12 protein-coding genes, 3 tRNA genes and 1 pseudogene are annotated in these 16,534 nt (G+C 71.0%); 11 read left to right on the top strand and 5 right to left on the bottom strand.

Going from position 1 to position 16,534, the window contains the following annotated elements:
• Window positions 1-294: 294 nt before the first annotated feature.
• Entirely contained in the window at window positions 295-822 is a 528-nt protein-coding gene (locus J8M51_RS02785) for a hypothetical protein (RefSeq protein ID WP_086760664.1), read from the top strand.
• Between the two features lie 24 nt (window positions 823-846).
• On the opposite strand, the gene J8M51_RS02780 is transcribed toward J8M51_RS02785, so the two are convergent.
• Entirely contained in the window at window positions 847-1,464 is a 618-nt protein-coding gene (locus tag J8M51_RS02780) for a SanA/YdcF family protein (RefSeq protein WP_236067738.1), read from the bottom strand.
• Between the two features lie 380 nt (window positions 1,465-1,844).
• Here J8M51_RS02780 and J8M51_RS02775 point away from each other — a divergent pair, with 380 nt between their 5' ends.
• The 5 genes from J8M51_RS02775 to J8M51_RS02755 all read left to right on the top strand — a co-directional run bounded on the left by J8M51_RS02775 (window position 1,845) and on the right by J8M51_RS02755 (window position 9,152).
• Window positions 1,845-2,705 (top strand): sirohydrochlorin chelatase, encoded by an 861-nt coding sequence (locus tag J8M51_RS02775; RefSeq protein WP_086762862.1) that lies wholly within the window; start codon window positions 1,845-1,847, stop codon window positions 2,703-2,705.
• Between the two features lie 152 nt (window positions 2,706-2,857).
• Window positions 2,858-4,183, top strand: coding sequence for a deoxyguanosinetriphosphate triphosphohydrolase (locus J8M51_RS02770; RefSeq protein ID WP_216589597.1), 1,326 nt, complete (start codon window positions 2,858-2,860; stop codon window positions 4,181-4,183).
• 144 nt (window positions 4,184-4,327) lie between these two features.
• Complete coding sequence (locus J8M51_RS02765) at window positions 4,328-5,593, top strand: NAD(P)/FAD-dependent oxidoreductase (RefSeq protein ID WP_086756962.1); 1,266 nt, start codon at window positions 4,328-4,330, stop codon at window positions 5,591-5,593.
• A 114-nt stretch (window positions 5,594-5,707) separates the two neighbouring features.
• Window positions 5,708-7,609, top strand: a complete 1,902-nt coding sequence (gene dnaG, locus J8M51_RS02760) for a DNA primase (protein WP_086756963.1) — start codon at window positions 5,708-5,710, stop codon at window positions 7,607-7,609.
• 214 nt (window positions 7,610-7,823) lie between these two features.
• The gene (locus tag J8M51_RS02755) at window positions 7,824-9,152 is read left to right on the top strand and encodes an RNA polymerase sigma factor (RefSeq protein WP_086756965.1); all 1,329 of its coding nucleotides are present in this window, start codon (window positions 7,824-7,826) and stop codon (window positions 9,150-9,152) included.
• A gap of 143 nt (window positions 9,153-9,295) precedes the next feature.
• On the opposite strand, the gene J8M51_RS02750 is transcribed toward J8M51_RS02755, so the two are convergent.
• The 4 genes from J8M51_RS02750 to J8M51_RS02735 all read right to left on the bottom strand — a co-directional run bounded on the left by J8M51_RS02750 (window position 9,296) and on the right by J8M51_RS02735 (window position 14,938).
• Window positions 9,296-11,230, bottom strand: coding sequence for an ABC transporter ATP-binding protein (locus tag J8M51_RS02750; RefSeq protein ID WP_086756966.1), 1,935 nt, complete (start codon window positions 11,228-11,230; stop codon window positions 9,296-9,298).
• Window positions 11,230-12,963: an ABC transporter ATP-binding protein gene (locus tag J8M51_RS02745; protein ID WP_086756968.1), complete on the bottom strand. Its 1,734-nt coding sequence runs from the start codon at window positions 12,961-12,963 to the stop codon at window positions 11,230-11,232. The genes J8M51_RS02750 and J8M51_RS02745 overlap by 1 nt, the downstream gene beginning before the upstream one ends.
• A gap of 145 nt (window positions 12,964-13,108) precedes the next feature.
• Complete coding sequence (locus tag J8M51_RS02740; RefSeq protein WP_086756969.1) at window positions 13,109-14,563, bottom strand: FGGY family carbohydrate kinase; 1,455 nt, start codon at window positions 14,561-14,563, stop codon at window positions 13,109-13,111.
• Between the two features lie 69 nt (window positions 14,564-14,632).
• Entirely contained in the window at window positions 14,633-14,938 is a 306-nt protein-coding gene (locus tag J8M51_RS02735) for a hypothetical protein (RefSeq protein ID WP_086756971.1), read from the bottom strand.
• Between the two features lie 186 nt (window positions 14,939-15,124).
• Here J8M51_RS02735 and J8M51_RS02730 point away from each other — a divergent pair.
• The 5 genes and pseudogenes from J8M51_RS02730 to J8M51_RS02710 all read left to right on the top strand — a co-directional run.
• Window positions 15,125-15,197: transfer RNA gene (locus tag J8M51_RS02730), tRNA-Asn, on the top strand.
• Window positions 15,198-15,203: 6 nt separating this feature from the next.
• Window positions 15,204-15,276: transfer RNA gene (locus J8M51_RS02725), tRNA-Asn, on the top strand.
• A 176-nt stretch (window positions 15,277-15,452) separates the two neighbouring features.
• A tRNA-Ile gene (locus J8M51_RS02720) sits at window positions 15,453-15,526 on the top strand.
• A 448-nt stretch (window positions 15,527-15,974) separates the two neighbouring features.
• The gene (locus tag J8M51_RS02715) at window positions 15,975-16,109 is read left to right on the top strand and encodes a hypothetical protein (protein ID WP_256965021.1); all 135 of its coding nucleotides are present in this window, start codon (window positions 15,975-15,977) and stop codon (window positions 16,107-16,109) included.
• Between the two features lie 10 nt (window positions 16,110-16,119).
• Window positions 16,120-16,500: pseudogene (locus tag J8M51_RS02710) on the top strand (hypothetical protein); the annotation flags it as partial.
• Between the last annotated feature and the right edge of the window lie 34 nt (window positions 16,501-16,534).

The following is a 16,534-nucleotide window of genomic DNA, read 5'->3' as shown; positions in this document are numbered from 1 at the left end:
CAGCGTGCGTCGGACGTGTTACGTGCCGGGACGCCCCCCGTTACGCGACCGGCACGGGGACCTCCCGGCGGGCCCGGGGCCGACGTGAGGAGCAGGGTGAACGCGGGGGGTTCCCATGTCCCGGTTCTGTCACCGAAAGGGGCCGTTCAAGCGCTTGCCGTCCACCTGTTCGGCTCCCGCGTGCTAAGAACTACGGGCGCCACAGACGACGGGGGTCGGGCCGTGATCCCCGCGCGGCGTACGTCCTGTCACGTGGCCCGTGCGAGGGCCGTAGGGGGAAGAGGAACCATCACCGTGAACCGTATGCGCACCACCGTCGCCGTCCTCGGGGCCGCCGGCGCGCTCACCGCCGCCCAGCTGGGCCTGGCCGGTGCCGCGTCCGCCGCGTCCACCGACACCCGTCCGGCCGCCGGGACGCAGGCCGCCGCCAGCTGCCCGATCAAGATCACCTACCTGAAGAAGTTCTACGTCGACCAGAACAACTGGGTGACCAACGGCGGTCTCCGGTTCGGCCTGACGAACTCCAGCAAGAAGGCGACGTTCAAGGACGTCAGCCTCAAGGTGACCAACACCAAGAGCCTCCGCTTCGGCAAGGCCACGGTGACCACCAAGGGCGCCCGGATCACCCAGAAGACCAACCAGATCGTCAAGGTCGCCGCCAAGACCCTGAAGCCCGGCAAGAGCGCCGCGTTCAAGGTCAGCACCCGCATGCTGCGCACCGACCTCTACGAGGTGAAGTTCGCCGTCTACGGCAAGACCTCGGACGGCAAGAAGTGGGGCTGCGCCGTGGACCAGGGCACCTGGGGCACCGTCAAGCACTGACCGACCGGTCGATCCGCTGAGGGGTCAACCCGCCGACGCGAGCGCGAGCGCCGTCTCGACCCCCGTTTCCTCAGGCCCGAGGAAGCGGGGGTCCGGCTCGAAGAGCGCGTCCAGCGAGGCCTTGCCCGCCGCGAACAGCTCCCGGGTCGCCCCGTAGTACCAGGTCCCGTCGTGCCGGTCCTGCACGCCGACGCCGTACGACTCGACGCCCGCCTCCTGGCACAGCGCGACCGCCCGGCGTATGTGGAAGCCCTGGCTGATGAGGACCGCGCGGTCCACCCCGAAGATCTTCTTGGCGCGGACGCAGGAGTCCCAGGTGTCGAACCCGGCGTAGTCACTGACGATGCGGTCGTCCGGCACCCCGTGCCCGGTGAGATAGCCGCGCATCGCGTCCGGCTCGTCGTACTCCACCCGGCTGTTGTCGCCGGTGACCAGCACCACCTTGATCCGGCCCGAGCGGTACAGCTCGGCCGCCGCGTCCAGCCTCCGCGCGAGATACGGGGACGGCTCGCCCTGCCACAGCCCCGCCCCGAAGACCACCGCGACCTCGGTGCGCGGCACGTCGGCCGTGGTCCGCAGCCGGTCACCGGCCGCCGTGAACATCCAGGTCGAGGGCAGCAGCGCCAGCACGCACAGCACCATCACCGCCTGCACGGCCCGCCGCCGCCCGGTCCGCGTACGCGGCAGCCGTACGCCGCGCGCGACCCGCACCACCCGCTCGACACGCCCCACCGCGGCCCCCGTCCCCTCGGACCCCCCGAGGGGCCCTTGTGCATCCCGCTATGTGTCCCGCTTGTTTCCGACGGGCCGCCGGAGAAGCCGATCGCACCCGTCATCCCGCCCAACGAAGACGTCATCCGCATCGCTCCGGTTCACCGCCCGGCGTGACAATCTTCACTCGAACGAGGAGAAGTGCCAGGTCGCAGGGGTTCACACAGCCCTGTCCGGCACGGTGAACTACCGGAAAAGACCCGTGACCACCGCGCAACGGGCAGGCAACCTCTCCCCGGCACCATCGATCCATGACGGCGACGACGAACAAGTCGAACGCGGACCTCGACAGTACGGCGCACATCATGAACCTGATCACGAGCCAACTGGCCGCCCAGCTCAGCCGTGTCTCCCGCGACGGAACCCGGCGCCCGGCCCCGCCCGCCCTCGTCCTCGTGGCGCACGGCAGCCGCGACCCGCGCGCCCTGGCGACCGTGCGCGCCCTCATGGAGCGCGTCCGCGGACAGCGCCCCGGCCTCTCCGTGCACCTCGGCCACATCGAGCTGAACGAGCCCCTGCTCCCCGACACCCTCGCCGCGCTCGGCGACCGGGAGGCGGTCCTCGTCCCCCTCCTCCTCAGCCGCGGCTACCACGTCAAGCAGGACATCCCCGAGATGGCCGCGGCGGCCGGGGCCCGCACCCGCCTCGCCGCCCCCCTCGGCCCGCACCCGCTCCTCGTGGAGGCCCTGCGCACCCGCCTCGTCGAGGCCGGCTGGCGCACCCGCATGGACGACGCCACCCGCCGCACCAGCGCCGTCGTGCTGGCCGCCGCCGGCTCCCGCGACCCCGACGCCGCCGAGGACACCGGCCGTACGGCCCGGCTCCTCGCCGACCGTCTCGGCGTTCCCGTCCTCTCCGCGTATGCCTCCGCCGCCACCCCCACGGTCGCCGAAGCCGTCCGCACCCTCGCCGCCCAGGGCCGCACCCGCACAGCCCTCGCCTCCTACTTCACGGCCCCCGGCCGCTTCGCGAGGGAGTGCGCGGCCCAGGCCCCGTGGATCGCCGCGGCCCCCCTGGGCGCCCACCCGGCCATGGCGAACCTGGTCCTGCACCGCTACGACGAGTCCCTGACAACCAGGACGAGGCCCCTCCCGGCGCTGGCGACGGCCTAGGGGGCGCTGGAAGACGCCGGACCACAGGGGCGCCCTCTAAGGGGCGCGGGGAACTGCGCGACAAGCCACGACGCACCCCGCACCCGCCGTCGATCCGCACCCGGCAGACGAGTAGGCCCCCTTTTGTCACACCCTCCCCGTACTGTCGAACCATGGAAGGCACCCCACCCCCCGACCACACCACCCCGACAAGCCACGACACCCCGGCCCACTACACCCAGCACGCCGCGGAGCGCTACGCCCCCGAGCCCGACAAACGCCCCGGCCGCACCGCCTTCCAGCGCGACCGCGCCCGCGTGCTCCACTCCTCGGCGCTGCGCAGACTCGCCGGCAAGACCCAGGTCGTCACCCCCGGCACCCGCACCCACACCTGGGACGCCAGCCCCCGCACCCGTCTGACCCACTCCCTGGAGTGCGCCCAGGTCGGCCGCGAGCTGGGCGCCGCCCTCGGCTGCGACCCCGACCTCGTGGAGGCCGCCTGCCTCTCCCACGACCTCGGCCACCCCCCGTTCGGCCACAACGGCGAACAGGCGCTGAACGAGTTCGCCGAGGACTGCGGCGGCTTCGAGGGCAACGCCCAGTCCCTGCGCCTCCTCACCCGCATCGAACCGAAGCGCTTCGTGCCCTCCCCGGAGTCGGGCGATTTCGTCAGCGTCGGCCTCAACCTCACCCGCGCCGCCCTGGACGCCGCCACCAAGTACCCCTGGCCGCGCGGCGGTCACCCCACCGACCCCGCGTCCCCCAAGTTCGGCGTGTACGACGACGACCGCCCCGTCTTCGACTGGGTCCGCAAGGACGCCCCCGGCACCCGCACCACCTTCGAGGCCCAGATCATGGACTGGTCCGACGACGTGGCGTACTCCGTGCACGACGTCGAGGACGGCCTGCACGCGGGCCACATCGACCCCAACTGCCTGCACGCGGAGCCCGAACGCCAGGCGGTGTTCGAGGTCGCCCGCGACCGGTACGCGCCCGCCGGCACCGACCCCGCCGAGCTGGGCGAGGCCCTCGACCGCCTCCTCGACCAGGAGTGGTGGCCCCACGGCTACGACGGAACGGCCGTCGCCCAGGCCCGGTTGAAGGACGCCACCAGCCAGCTCATCGGCCGCTTCTGCCTGGCCGCCGAGGGCGCCACCCGGCAGACGTACGGCAGCGGCCCCCTCACCCGGTACGCCGCCGAACTGGTCGTCCCGCGCGGGGCACGGCTGGAGTGCGCGGTCCTCAAGGCCGTCGCCGACCGCTATGTGATGCAGCGGGCCGAGCAGGAGCGGCTCCGCGCCGACCAGCGGATCGTCGTCGCCGAACTCGCCGAGGCGCTCACCGCCCGCGCCCCGGAAGGCCTCGAACCCCAGTTCCGTGCCCTGTTCGACGAGGCCCCGGACGACCGTGCCCGCAAGCGGGTGATCGTCGACCAGATCGCCTCGCTCACCGATCCCTCCGCCCGCACCCTGCACGCGAGACTGACGGGACGGATGTGACAGGGATATACGGGAAGTGCGGGATATGACTGACACGTGACCCTGCGTGGCCTGATCGGGTCACTACCTCTTCCCGCATCACGCTGTGTGCGGGACGCTCGCATGTGGACGCACCCTTAAAGAAGCAGTACGAGGAGGCATCAAGTGGTCGACGCGGATCAGACATTCGTCATCGTCGGAGGCGGTCTCGCCGGCGCGAAGGCGGCCGAGACGCTCCGAGCGGAGGGCTTCACCGGCCGCGTGATACTGATCTGCGACGAACGCGACCACCCCTACGAGCGCCCGCCGCTCTCCAAGGGCTATCTGCTCGGCAAGGAGGAGCGCGACTCCGTCTTCGTCCACGAACCGTCCTGGTACGCGGCCAACGACATCGAGCTGCACCTCGGCCAGACCGTCGACGCGATCGACCGCATGGCGAAGACCGTCCGCTTCGGCGACGACGGCACCCTCGTCCACTACGACAAACTGCTGATCGCCACCGGCGCCGAGCCGCGCCGGCTGGACATCCCGGGCACCGACCTCGCGGGCGTCCACCATCTGCGCCGCCTCGCCCACGCCGAGCGCCTCAAGGGCGTCCTCGCCGCGCTGGGCCGCGACAACGGCCACCTGGTCGTCGCGGGCGCCGGCTGGATCGGCCTGGAGGTCGCGGCGGCGGCCCGCGAGTACGGCGCGGAGGTCACCGTCGTCGAGCCCGAGCCGACCCCGCTGCACGGCGTCCTCGGCCCCGAGCTGGGCAACCTCTTCGCCGAGCTGCACCGCGAGCACGGCGTCCGCTTCCACTTCGGCGCCCGGCTCACCGAGATCGTCGGCCAGGACGGCATGGTCCTCGCGGCCCGTACGGACACGGGGGAGGAGCACCCGGCGCACGACGTCCTCGCGGCCATCGGCGCCGCCCCGCGCATCGGTCTCGCCGAGGCCGCGGGCCTGGAGATCGCCGACCGCGCGTACGGCGGCGGCATCGTGGTCGACGCGGGCCTGCGCACGTCCGACCCCTCGGTCTACGCCGCCGGTGACGTCGTCTCCTTCCCGCACGCCCTGTTCGACACCCGGCTGCGGGTGGAGCACTGGGCCAACGCGCTCAACGGCGGCCCGGCCGCCGCCCGCTCGATGCTCGGCAAGGACGTCACCTACGACCGGGTGCCCTACTTCTTCTCGGACCAGTACGACCTGGGGATGGAGTATTCGGGATGGGCGCCGCCCGGATCGTACGACCAGGTGCTGATCCGGGGGGACGCGGGGAAGCGGGAGTTCGTCGCGTTCTGGGTGAAGGAGGGGAGGGTGCTGGCCGGGATGAACGTCAACGTGTGGGATGTCACTGAGCCGATCCAGAAGCTCATCCGGTCCCGGGAGCGGGTCGACGTGGACGCGCTCGCGAATCCCCAGATTCCGTTGGAGAGTCTGATCGCCTAGGCGCCCGCGGGGTGGGGCGCGCGGGCGACTGCGGGTGGCACGCGGCCGCCCGCGCGGTTCCCCGCGCCCCTTCCGCAGCGCGGCCGTGTCAGTAGGTCACCGTAGAATCTCCGCGTGGCTGGACGGATCAATGACGAGGACGTGAAGGCGGTTCGGGACGCGGTCCCGATCGACGCCGTGGTGTCCGAGTACCTCCAGCTGCGCAACGCGGGCGGCGGGAACCTCAAGGGACTCTGCCCGTTCCACGACGAGAAGTCGCCGTCGTTCCAGGTCAGCCCGAGCAAGGGGCTCTTCCACTGCTTCGGCTGCCAGGAGGGCGGCGACACCATCACGTTCGTGATGAAGGTCGACCACCTCTCCTTCTCGGAGGCCGTCGAGCGCCTCGCCGGCCAGGCCGGCATCACCCTGCGCTACGAGGAGGGCGGGTACAACCCCTCCCACCAGCGCGGCGAGCGCATCCGCCTGGTCGAGGCGCACAAGATCGCCGCCGAGTGGTACGCGGAGCAGCTGGCCACCGGCGCGGAGGCCGACACCGGCCGGATCTTCCTCGCCGAGCGCGGTTTCGACCAGGCCGCCGCCGTCCACTTCGGCGTCGGCTACAGCCCCCAGGGCTGGGACCACCTCACCCGCTTCCTGCGCGGCAAGGGTTTCACCGACAAGGAACTTCTGCTGTCCGGCCTCTCCCAGGAAGGCCGCCGGGGCCCCATCGACCGGTTCCGGGGCCGACTGATGTGGCCCATCCGCGACATCGGCGGCGACGTGGTCGGCTTCGGCGCCCGCAAGCTCTACGAGTCGGACAACGGCCCGAAGTACCTCAACACCCCCGACACCGCGCTCTACCGCAAGTCCCAGGTCCTGTACGGCATCGACCTCGCCAAGAAGGACATCGCCAAGGCCAGCCGGGCCGTCGTCGTCGAGGGCTACACGGACGTCATGGCCTGCCACCTCGCCGGCGTCACCACGGCCATCGCCACCTGCGGCACGGCCTTCGGCGGCGAGCACATCAAGATCCTGCGCCGACTGCTGATGGACAACGGCAGCGCACGCGTGATCTTCACCTTCGACGGCGACGCGGCCGGCCAGAAGGCCGCCCTGCGCGCCTTCGAGGACGACCAGAAGTTCGCCGCCGAGACGTACATCGCGATCGCCCCGGACGGCATGGACCCCTGCGAACTGCGCCTCGCCAAGGGCGACGGGGCCGTCGCCGAGCTGGCCGAACCCCGCACCCCGCTCTTCGAGTTCGCGCTGCGCCAGATCGTCGCCCGCTACGACCTGGAGACCCCGGCAGGCCGCGCCGCCGCCCTCGACGAGGCCGCGCCGGTCGTCGCCCGCATCAAGAACAGCGGCGCCCAGCACGAGGTCGCCGTCCAGCTCGCCGGCATGCTCGGCATCCTCGACACCCAGTTCGTCGTCAAGCGCGTCGCCCAGCTCGCCCGCTGGGCCCGCGACCGCGGCGGCCAGGGCCCGGCCCCGGCCGCCCAGCGCCAGGCCCAGCCGTACGAGTCCACCGCCCGGCCCCCCTCCGGCCCGGCCCTCACCCTGCGCAACCCGGTCTTCGCCACCGAACGCGAACTCCTCAAACTCGCCCTGCAGCGCCCCGAGTTGGTGGCCCCGGCGTTCGACGCGTACGGCATCGACGAGTTCACCGCCGCCCCGTACGCGTCCGTCCGCGAGGCGATCATCGAGGCGGGCGGCGTCGAGTACGGAGTCGAGGACCCGCAGGAGTATCTGGTCCGGGTCCGCGAGGCCGCGCCGGACGACACGGTGCGGGCCATGGTGACCGAGCTGGCGGTCGAGGCGATCATGCGCAAGAAGGTCGACGAGGTCTACGCGGGCGACCAACTCGTCACCGTACGCCGCCGGGCCGTCGAGCGCCGGGTGCGCGACGTCCAGGGCAGCCTGGCGCGCGCCGCCGCCCAGGGCGACCCGGCCCAGCTGGCCGCCGTACAGAACGAGTTGTGGGTGCTCCAGCAGTACGACCAGGCGTTGCGCGAGCGGGGCGCGGAGGCGCTCTGAGGCCGCGCCGGTTCACGCCCCCGGTGTGAACTTCCCCGGCGCACTTGCCGATCCACGCCGGAGCCACCCCCGCTCCGTACGGCCTTCAAGCGGTTTAGGACCCTCCCAGCAGCACACTCGTACGGCACAGTAACCGTGGGGTCACGGCCCGGACGCAAAAAGTCACCGCACGCCCCTCGTAGCGGCTGTGTGTCGTACTCCACACTGGGTTCCGGTGCCTGAGTCCTCGGAGCGCGGCCGACCCGTCCCCCATGGGTCCGAGATCCCCGCGGTTCCGCTCGATGAGTACGGGATGGACGGCGGAGAGGCCGCCCGCGCCATCCCAGACGTACCGCTGCCGTACGCCCTGGCAGCGACATTCCTGGAGGTCGCCCCCGTGCAGACCCAGACCCTCGTACAGAACGACACCAGTACGGCCATCGGTACCGACGGCGCGGAGCCGGACCCGGAGACCGATGTCATCACCGCGGTGCCCGCCCAGAGCCGCGCCGCGCACCACCCCGAGGCGGCCCCGGACGGCCCGCCCGACCCGGACGAGCCGCCCGCCGCCGTGATCGATGCCGTGGAGGCCGTCGACCCGGCCGAGCCACCCGAGCCCGTGGAACCGCCGCGCAGCCGCCCGGACACCAGCGGTCCCTCCTCCGACCTCTTCCGCCAGTACCTGCGCGAGATCGGCCGTATCCCTCTCCTGACGGCCGTGGAGGAAGTGGACCTGGCCCGCCGTGTCGAGGCCGGCCTCTTCGCCGAGGAACGGCTCTCCGGCGCCCCCGACCTCGACACCCGGCTCGCCCTCGACCTCGACCGGCTGGTCGTCATGGGCCGCATGGCCAAGCGCCGCCTCATCGAGGCGAACCTGCGGCTGGTGGTCTCGGTGGCGAAGCGCTACGTCGGCCGCGGCCTGACCATGCTCGACCTGGTCCAGGAGGGGAACCTGGGCCTCATCCGGGCCGTCGAGAAGTTCGACTACGCCCGCGGCTACAAGTTCTCGACCTACGCGACCTGGTGGATCCGCCAGGCCATGTCCCGCGCCCTCGCCGACCAGGCCCGCACCATCCGGGTCCCGGTCCATGTCGTCGAGTTGATCAACCGGGTCGTGCGCGTCCAACGCCGGATGCTCCAGGAGCGCGGCTACGAGCCCACCCCGGACGAGGTGGCCGCCCACCTCGACCTCGCCCCCGAACGCGTCAGCGAGGTCCTCCGCCTCGCCCAGGAACCGGTCTCGCTCCACGCCCCCGTCGGCGAGGAGGACGACGTGGCCCTCGGCGACCTCATCGAGGACGGCGACGCGGCGAGCCCCGTGGAATCGGCGGCCTTCCTGCTCCTGCGCGAACACCTCGAAGCGGTCCTGTCGACCCTGGGCGAACGCGAACGCAAGGTGGTCCAACTCCGCTACGGCCTCGCCGACGGCCGCCCCCGCACCCTGGAGGAGATCGGCCGCATCTTCGGCGTGACCCGCGAACGCATACGCCAGATCGAGTCCAAGACCCTGAACAAGCTGAGGGATCACGCTTTCGCGGACCAGCTGAGAGGCTACCTGGACTGAGGGGCGCGCGGTGATGAAGAGCAGGGGGCGCAGCCCCTGCTCTTCAGGGGCGCGGGGCTGTATCCATCTGCGGCTGCGCCGCGGGGCGCGAGAAGCCCCACCGAGCCGCACCCGACAACGCACCCCAGCCGGCCCCCACCCCCTCAGTCCACCTCGGCCACCGCCTCCGCGAACTGCGCCTTGTACAGCCGCGCATACGCCCCGTCCGCCGCCAACAGCTCCTCGTGCGCCCCCTGCTCCACGATGGAACCACTCTCCATCACCAGAATCGTGTCCGCGTCCCGGATCGTCGACAACCGGTGCGCGATCACGAACGACGTCCGCCCGTGCGCCAGCTTCGCCATCGCCTTCTGGATCAACACCTCCGTACGGGTGTCCACCGAGGACGTCGCCTCGTCCAGCACCAGGATCACCGGATCCGACAGGAACGCCCGGGCGATCGTGATGAGCTGCTTCTCACCCGCGCTCACCCCGGTCCCCTCGTCGTCGATCACGGTGTCGTACCCGTCCGGCAGCGTCCGGACGAACCGGTCCGCGTGCGCGGCCCGAGCCGCCTCCTCGACCTCCCCCCGCGTCACCTTCCGCGACGCGGACGCCCCGTACGCGATGTTGTCCGCGATGGTCCCCCCGAACAGCCAGGTGTCCTGGAGCACCATCCCTATGCCGTCCCGGAGTTCGTCCCGCGACATGGACGCGACATCGACCCCGTCGAGCGTGATCCGCCCGCCGGTGACCTCGTAGAACCGCATCAACAGGTTGACCAGCGTGGTCTTCCCCGCACCCGTCGGCCCCACGATCGCGACCGTGTGCCCCGGCTCGACCACCAGCGACAGATCCTCGATCAGCGGCTTGTCGGCCTCGTACCGAAAGGACACCCCCTCCAGCGCCACCCGCCCCCGCAGCTCCTCCGGCCGCACCCCGGGCACCGCGTCGGCCTCCTGCTCCTCCGCGTCCAGCAGTTCGAAGATCCGCTCGGCGGACGCGACCCCGGACTGCACCAGGTTCGCCATCGACGCGACCTGCGTCAGCGGCATCGAGAACTGCCGCGAGTACTGGATGAAGGCCTGCACATCACCGATGGACAGCGCCCCGGAGGCGACCCGCAGTCCGCCCACCACCGCGACCAGCACATAGTTGATGTTCGACACGAAGAACATCAACGGCTGCATGATCCCGCTGTTGAACTGGGCCTTGAACCCGGCCTCGTACAGCCGCTCGTTCTCCTCGGCGAACTGCTTCGCCGACTCCTCCTGCCGCCCGAACACCTTCACGAGCGTGTGCCCGGTGTACATCTCCTCGATGTGGGCGTTGAGCTTGCCCGTCACCCGCCACTGCGCCACGAAGTGCGGCTGCGACCGCTTGCCGACCCGCGTGGCCACCACGAACGACACCGGTACGGTCACCAGCGCGACCAGCGCCAGCAGCGGCGACACCCAGAACATCATCACCAGCACACCGATGATGGTGAGCAGCGAGTTGACCAGCTGCCCCATCGACTGCTGGAGCGTCTGGCCGATGTTGTCGATGTCGTTGGTCGCCCGGCTCAGCACCTCACCGCGCTGCCGCTTGTCGAAGTACGACAGCGGCAGCCGCGACAGCTTCGCCTGGAGCTGCTCGCGCAGGTGGAAGACGGTCCGGTTGATCGCCCGGTTGGAGAGCCGGGTGGCCGCCGCCATCAGCAGCCCCGCGACCAGGAAGATGCCGAGGGCAACCAGCAGCACTGTCCCGACGGCCTCGAAATCGATGCCCTTGCCCGGCGTGAAGTCGGTCCCCGACAGCATGTCCGCGACCCCGCCGTCCCCGCGCTCGCGCATGGACTCGAGGACCTCGGCCTTGGTGGCGCCCGCCGGCATCTCCCGCCCGACGACGCCCGCGAAGACGAGGTCGGTCGCCCGGCCGAGGATCCACGGCCCGAGCACCGAGAGCCCGACGCTGAGGACGGCGCACACGATCATCGCGTACATCGTGAACCGCTCGGGCCTGAACTGCGCGAGCAGCCGTTTCCCGGACCCCTTGAAGTCCATGGAGTGCTGGTCGGGGGCCCCGGCCCCCGCCATCCGTGCCAACGGCCCGGCCATCAGGCTGCCTCCGCTTCCGTGAGCTGGGAGAGGACGATCTCCCGGTACGTCTCGTTGTCGGCCATCAGTTCGTGATGGCGCCCCGTGCCGACGACCCGGCCCTCGTCGAGGACGACGATCCGGTCGGCGTCCCGGATGGTCGCCACCCGCTGGGCCACGATCACCACGGTCGCCTCGGCGGTCTCCCGCCCCAGCGCGGCCCGCAGCGCGGCGTCGGTCGCGTAGTCGAGCGCGGAGAACGAGTCGTCGAACAGATAGATCTCCGGCCGCTGCACCAGCGTCCGCGCGATCGCGAGCCGCTGCCGCTGCCCGCCGGAGACATTGGTCCCGCCCTGCGCGATGGGGGAGTCCAGCCCGTTCTCCAGCCGCTCGACGAACTCCTTGGCCTGCGCCACCTCCAGCGCGTGCCACAGCTCCTCGTCGGTGGCGTCCGGATTGCCGTACCGCAGGTTCGTGGCCACGGTCCCGGAGAAGAGATACGGCTTCTGCGGCACCAGCCCCACCGTCCTCGCCAGCAGCTTCGGATCGAGCGTCCGTACGTCGACACCGTCCACCAGCACCTCGCCCTCGGTGGCGTCGAACAGCCGGGGCACCAGCCCGAGCAGCGTCGACTTCCCGCTGCCCGTCGACCCGATGACGGCGGTCGTCTCACCGGGCCGCGCGACGACCTCGATCGACCGGAGCACCGGCTCCTCGGCACCCGGATAGCGGAACCCCGCGCCCCGGACCTCCAGGAACCCGTGCCGCCGCAGCTCCCGGACGGGCTCGACCGGCGGCACCACGCTCGTGTCGGTGTCCAGCACCTCCTGGATGCGCTCGGCGCACACCTCGGCGCGCGGCATCATCATGAACATGAAGGTGGCCATCATCACGGCCATCACGATCTGCATCAGATAGGCGAGGAACGCGGTGAGCGCGCCGATCTCCATCTGGCCGCTGTCGATGCGATGGGCGCCGAACCACACCACCGCGATCGACGACAGATTGATGACCGTCATCACGATCGGGAACATCAGCGCGAGCATCCGCCCGGTTCCCATGGACACATCCGTCAGTTCGACGTTCGCCTTCCGGAACCGGTCCTTCTCGTAGTCGTCCCGTACGAAGGCCCGGATGACCCGGTTGCCGGTGATCTGCTCCCGCAGCACCCGGTTCACGGTGTCCAGCCGCTCCTGCATCGTGCGGAACAGGGGGCGGAGCCGGCGCACGATCAGGCTGACGGAGATCCCGAGCACCGGTACGACGGCGAGGAGCACCCCCGACAGCGGAACGTCCAGCCCGAGCGCCAGCACGATGCCGCCGACGCACATGATCGGCGCCGACACCACCAGCGTGAACGTCATGAGCACCAGCATCTGCACCTGCTGGACGTCGTTCGTCGTCCGGGTGATCAGCGACGGGGCCCCGAAGTGACCGACCTCACGCGCCGAGAACGACTGCACCCGGTCGAACACGGCCGCCCGGATGTCCCGGCCGACCGCCGACGCAGTGCGGGCGCCGTAGTACACGGCCCCGATGTTGCAGACGACCTGCACCAGCGAGATGCCGACCATCAGCGCGCCGAAGGACAGGATGTAACCCGTGTCCCCCTCCACCACGCCCTGGTCGATGATGTCCGCGTTCAGCGTGGGCAGATAGAGCGTGGCGCACGTCTGCACGAACTGCAGCAGCACCAGCAGGGCGATCGGTGTCCGGTACGGACGGAGATGACTTCTCAACAATCGTATGAGCACGCGAGATCTCTCGGGGTCGAAGACGGGGTGCGGGGTGCACCACCCCCCATCGTCGAACACTCCACCCGCGTTACCTCAACCGAATTAACCCGACGGTGAAGGTCCTATGCCGGAACTTTGCAGGTGAGGGCGGACTTCCGGTCTCTCAGGCCCGGAACGCCCCCGGATGGGTCTGCTCCCGGACCGAGACGTACTGCTGCCGCACCGCCTGCCCCACCGCCAGTTCGTCCCCCGGATCCAGCACCTGGGCCGCCGCCCCGGGCCACATCGGAGGCGTACGCGGATCGAGCGCCCCCTGCGAGACCCCGAGCGCCCACGCGGCCTGGCGCGCGGCCCCCACCGCCGCGTAGTCCGCCGGCTGCGGCACCACCACCTGCACCCCGAAGAGCGCCGGAGCCGCCGCCTGCACGGCCGGCAGCTCCGCCGCCGCGCCCAGCAGGAAGATCCGCCGTACGTCGACCCCCCGGCCGCGCAGCACGTCCAGCGCGTCCGCGAGCCCGCACAGCATCCCCTCGAACGCGGCCCGCGCGAAGTGCTCCGGCTTCATCGACTCCCGGCGCAGCCCGGCCAGCGTCCCCGCCGTGTGCGGCAGATTCGGCGTCCGCTCGCCCTCCAGATACGGCAGCATCACCAGCCCGTGCGACCCGGGCGTCGACTTCATCGCCAGCTCGGACAGCCCCTCCAGATCGGCCACGCCCAGCAGTTCGGCGGCCCCGCGCAGGGTCCGTACGGCGTTGAGGGTGGTGACGACCGGCAGATGCATCCCCGTGGCGTCGGCCAGCGAGGTGATCATCCCGGAGGAGTCCACGAGCGCCTGGGTGTGGACCGCCATGACGGACCCGGAGGCCCCCAGCGACACCACCGCGTCCCCGAGCCCGATGCCCAGCCCGAACGCGGCGGCCATGGTCTCCCCGGTGCCTGCGGAGATGAGGAGCCCCTCCGGTGTCGTACCGGCGGCGTCCGAGGGGCCCAGCACCTCGGGAAGCATCACCTGATGGCCGAGCGCCATCTCCACGAGGTCGGTCCGGTACTGCCCGGTCGCCGCGTTCCAGTACCCCGTCCCGGACGCCCCGCCCCGGTCGGTGGTCCTCCTGACGGGCCGCCCCAGCAACTGCCAGACCAGCCAGTCGTGCGCCTGCAGCAGTACGGCCGTCCGCATCGCGGCGTCCGGTTCCGTACGGCTCATCCAGCGCAGCTTGGTCACCGGCTGGGCGGCCCCCGGCACACAGCCGACGGCCTCCGCCCACGCGCCCCGCCCGCCGAGCGCGTCCACCAGGTCCGCCGCCGCGACCTGGGTCCGCTTGTCCCCGCCGACCATCGCCGGGCGCACGGAGTTGCCCTGGGCGTCCAGCGCGATCAGCCCGTTCTGCTGGGACGACACCCCGATCGCCTGCACGCCCTCCAGCAGCCCGCCGCCGGCCGCCTCCCCGAGGGACAGCAGCCAGGCCTGCGGATCGACGTCCGACGGACGCCCCCCGCTCTCCGCCGGCTCCAACGGGTGCGGGGCATAACCCTGCCTGAGCACGGCCCCTGTGTCCGAGTCACAGACGACAATGCGCGTAAAATCGGGCGAACTGTCCAGCCCGGCGACTATCCCCATGGCAGAAATTCTGCCGCACGGGAAGGGGTGGGAGCACCGCGAGCCGGTCCGGTCGCCCGGATGTGGTCCCTATGTATTGCTGGTGCCCCAGTCGTCTCCGGCCGATCCGTTCGCATTGCGTTCGCGCAGCGAGCGGACCCGCTCGGCCACCAGGTCGGGCATCCGGTCCCCGACCCGCTCGCTCACCACGTGGTACGCCTTGCCGGCGTAGACGCGCCCCTGCTGGGCGGCCGACTCCGCGGTGTTGCGCACGGCCGGGTTCTGCGCGACCTGCCGTGCCGACTTCTTCAACTGCTCGTAGCGTTCGCGCCCGGCCCGTGTGCCGAGCACGTAACCCAGGGCCAGTCCGGCAAAGAACGTGAGCCGGTAACGCATGGCGGCCACCCTTCCCTTACGTCTGCGTACGTCTGCCTCGAAGCCTTGCGCCGCCCCGCGGGGGGCGACGGGCGCGGGGGATACCGATTGGCGGAGCACCCCCCTGCTTGCGCTAATGTATGTGTCGCAGCGAGCGCACGCCCCCTGGCGAATACCCAGGGAGGTACGTTCGATGCGGCGAGGCAATCCTCCGTAGCTCAATTGGCAGAGCAGCCGGCTGTTAACCGGCAGGTTACTGGTTCGAGTCCAGTCGGGGGAGCTTCGATCTTCCGTAGCTCAATTGGCAGAGCAGCCGGCTGTTAACCGGCAGGTTACTGGTTCGAGTCCAGTCGGGAGAGCAGACGAAGAAGGACCCCGTCGGGGTCCTTTTTCATGTCCGGGGGAACCGCGTGCGCGCCGCCGAAGTCCTCAAGGTCAAGAAGCGCATGCGAAGGCCGACCATCCGAAGCAGGAGATCGTATGAGCGGCTATGCTGCGGCAGACGGCGCGCACACATGTACGCGACACGCCGTACGGGGCGGTAGCTCAGCCGGTTAGAGCAGCGGACTCATAATCCGTCGGCCGTGGGTTCGAGTCCCACCCGCCCCACTTCAGCAGGTCTCTGACCTGCCGAAACGTTCAATTTGCCCTGTCGGATCGTCAACTGTGCCTGAACGGACTGAATCTGCCGCGCGTGAGTTCGGCTCCGTTGTGGTCGGTGTGAGGTTTCTGCGGGGGCATGTGCCAGGCCCGGGCTCCGGATTCTGGACACAGGCTGGACACGAGGAATCAGAAGCGCTGCCCAGGGACCTTCGAGTGGGCGGGCCTGCCGGGCCGGCGGGGCACGGACGCAGTCCGAATGGCGTGCCGTCCGAGTTGGGACGCGAAAACAGCCCGTACTGGAACCGGCCCCAGAGAGGACCGACAGACGGGGCGGCCGGGCCGGGCCGGCTCCCTGCATACGGCTGCCGGTCTTCCTGCTCATCCCGTTCCTCCCGGGGCGGCGACGCCTACCGCTGAGGCGAGACGTGGTGCGCTGCCCAGGGCCGCCGAGCGCGTGCTGCTGGTGATCGCCGACGACGTGATGTGGCTCGACGCGGCCGTCGTCGGGTTCGTCGTACGGCGCGTCATGGACGCCCCGATGTCGAGCAGGACCTTGTCCGACAGTGCGGGGGCGGGAAGCTCCCGGTAGGGCCGGCGGGATGCTCACCACGACCCGGTCACCGGCACGGGCAGCCTCCTCGGGTGTCGCGGCGCGGGCTCGTCGGCCGAGCTCGTCCACCGTCTCCGCCGGGGTCTGGGGATCGCGGGATGTGGACAGTCGGACGTCGGCCGCCCGCGATCGCGAGCCGGGCGAGGTTCGTGACGAACGACGGCCTGCTGCGCCCCGATCTCACCGCCGAGGATCTGGTTCTGTTCAGCGGCTCCCTGAGCCAGACCGCCCTGACGACCGGCGACAGCCATCCGGGCCAGGGGCGCCGCCTTCTGCGCACCGCGCGCGCATCATCCGCGCCGCCCGCGACCTCTTCCTCGCCCGCGGATACGACAAGACCTCCCTGGCCCAGACCGCCAAGGAGGCCCGCGCCTCCACCGGCACTCTCTTCAGGCGGTATCCCT

Source organism: Streptomyces griseiscabiei (assembly GCF_020010925.1).
In the GTDB taxonomy this organism is placed as follows: domain Bacteria; phylum Actinomycetota; class Actinomycetes; order Streptomycetales; family Streptomycetaceae; genus Streptomyces; species Streptomyces griseiscabiei.
Note: the sequence above shows the minus strand (reverse complement) of the source record. Positions and strands in the feature narration are given on the sequence as shown.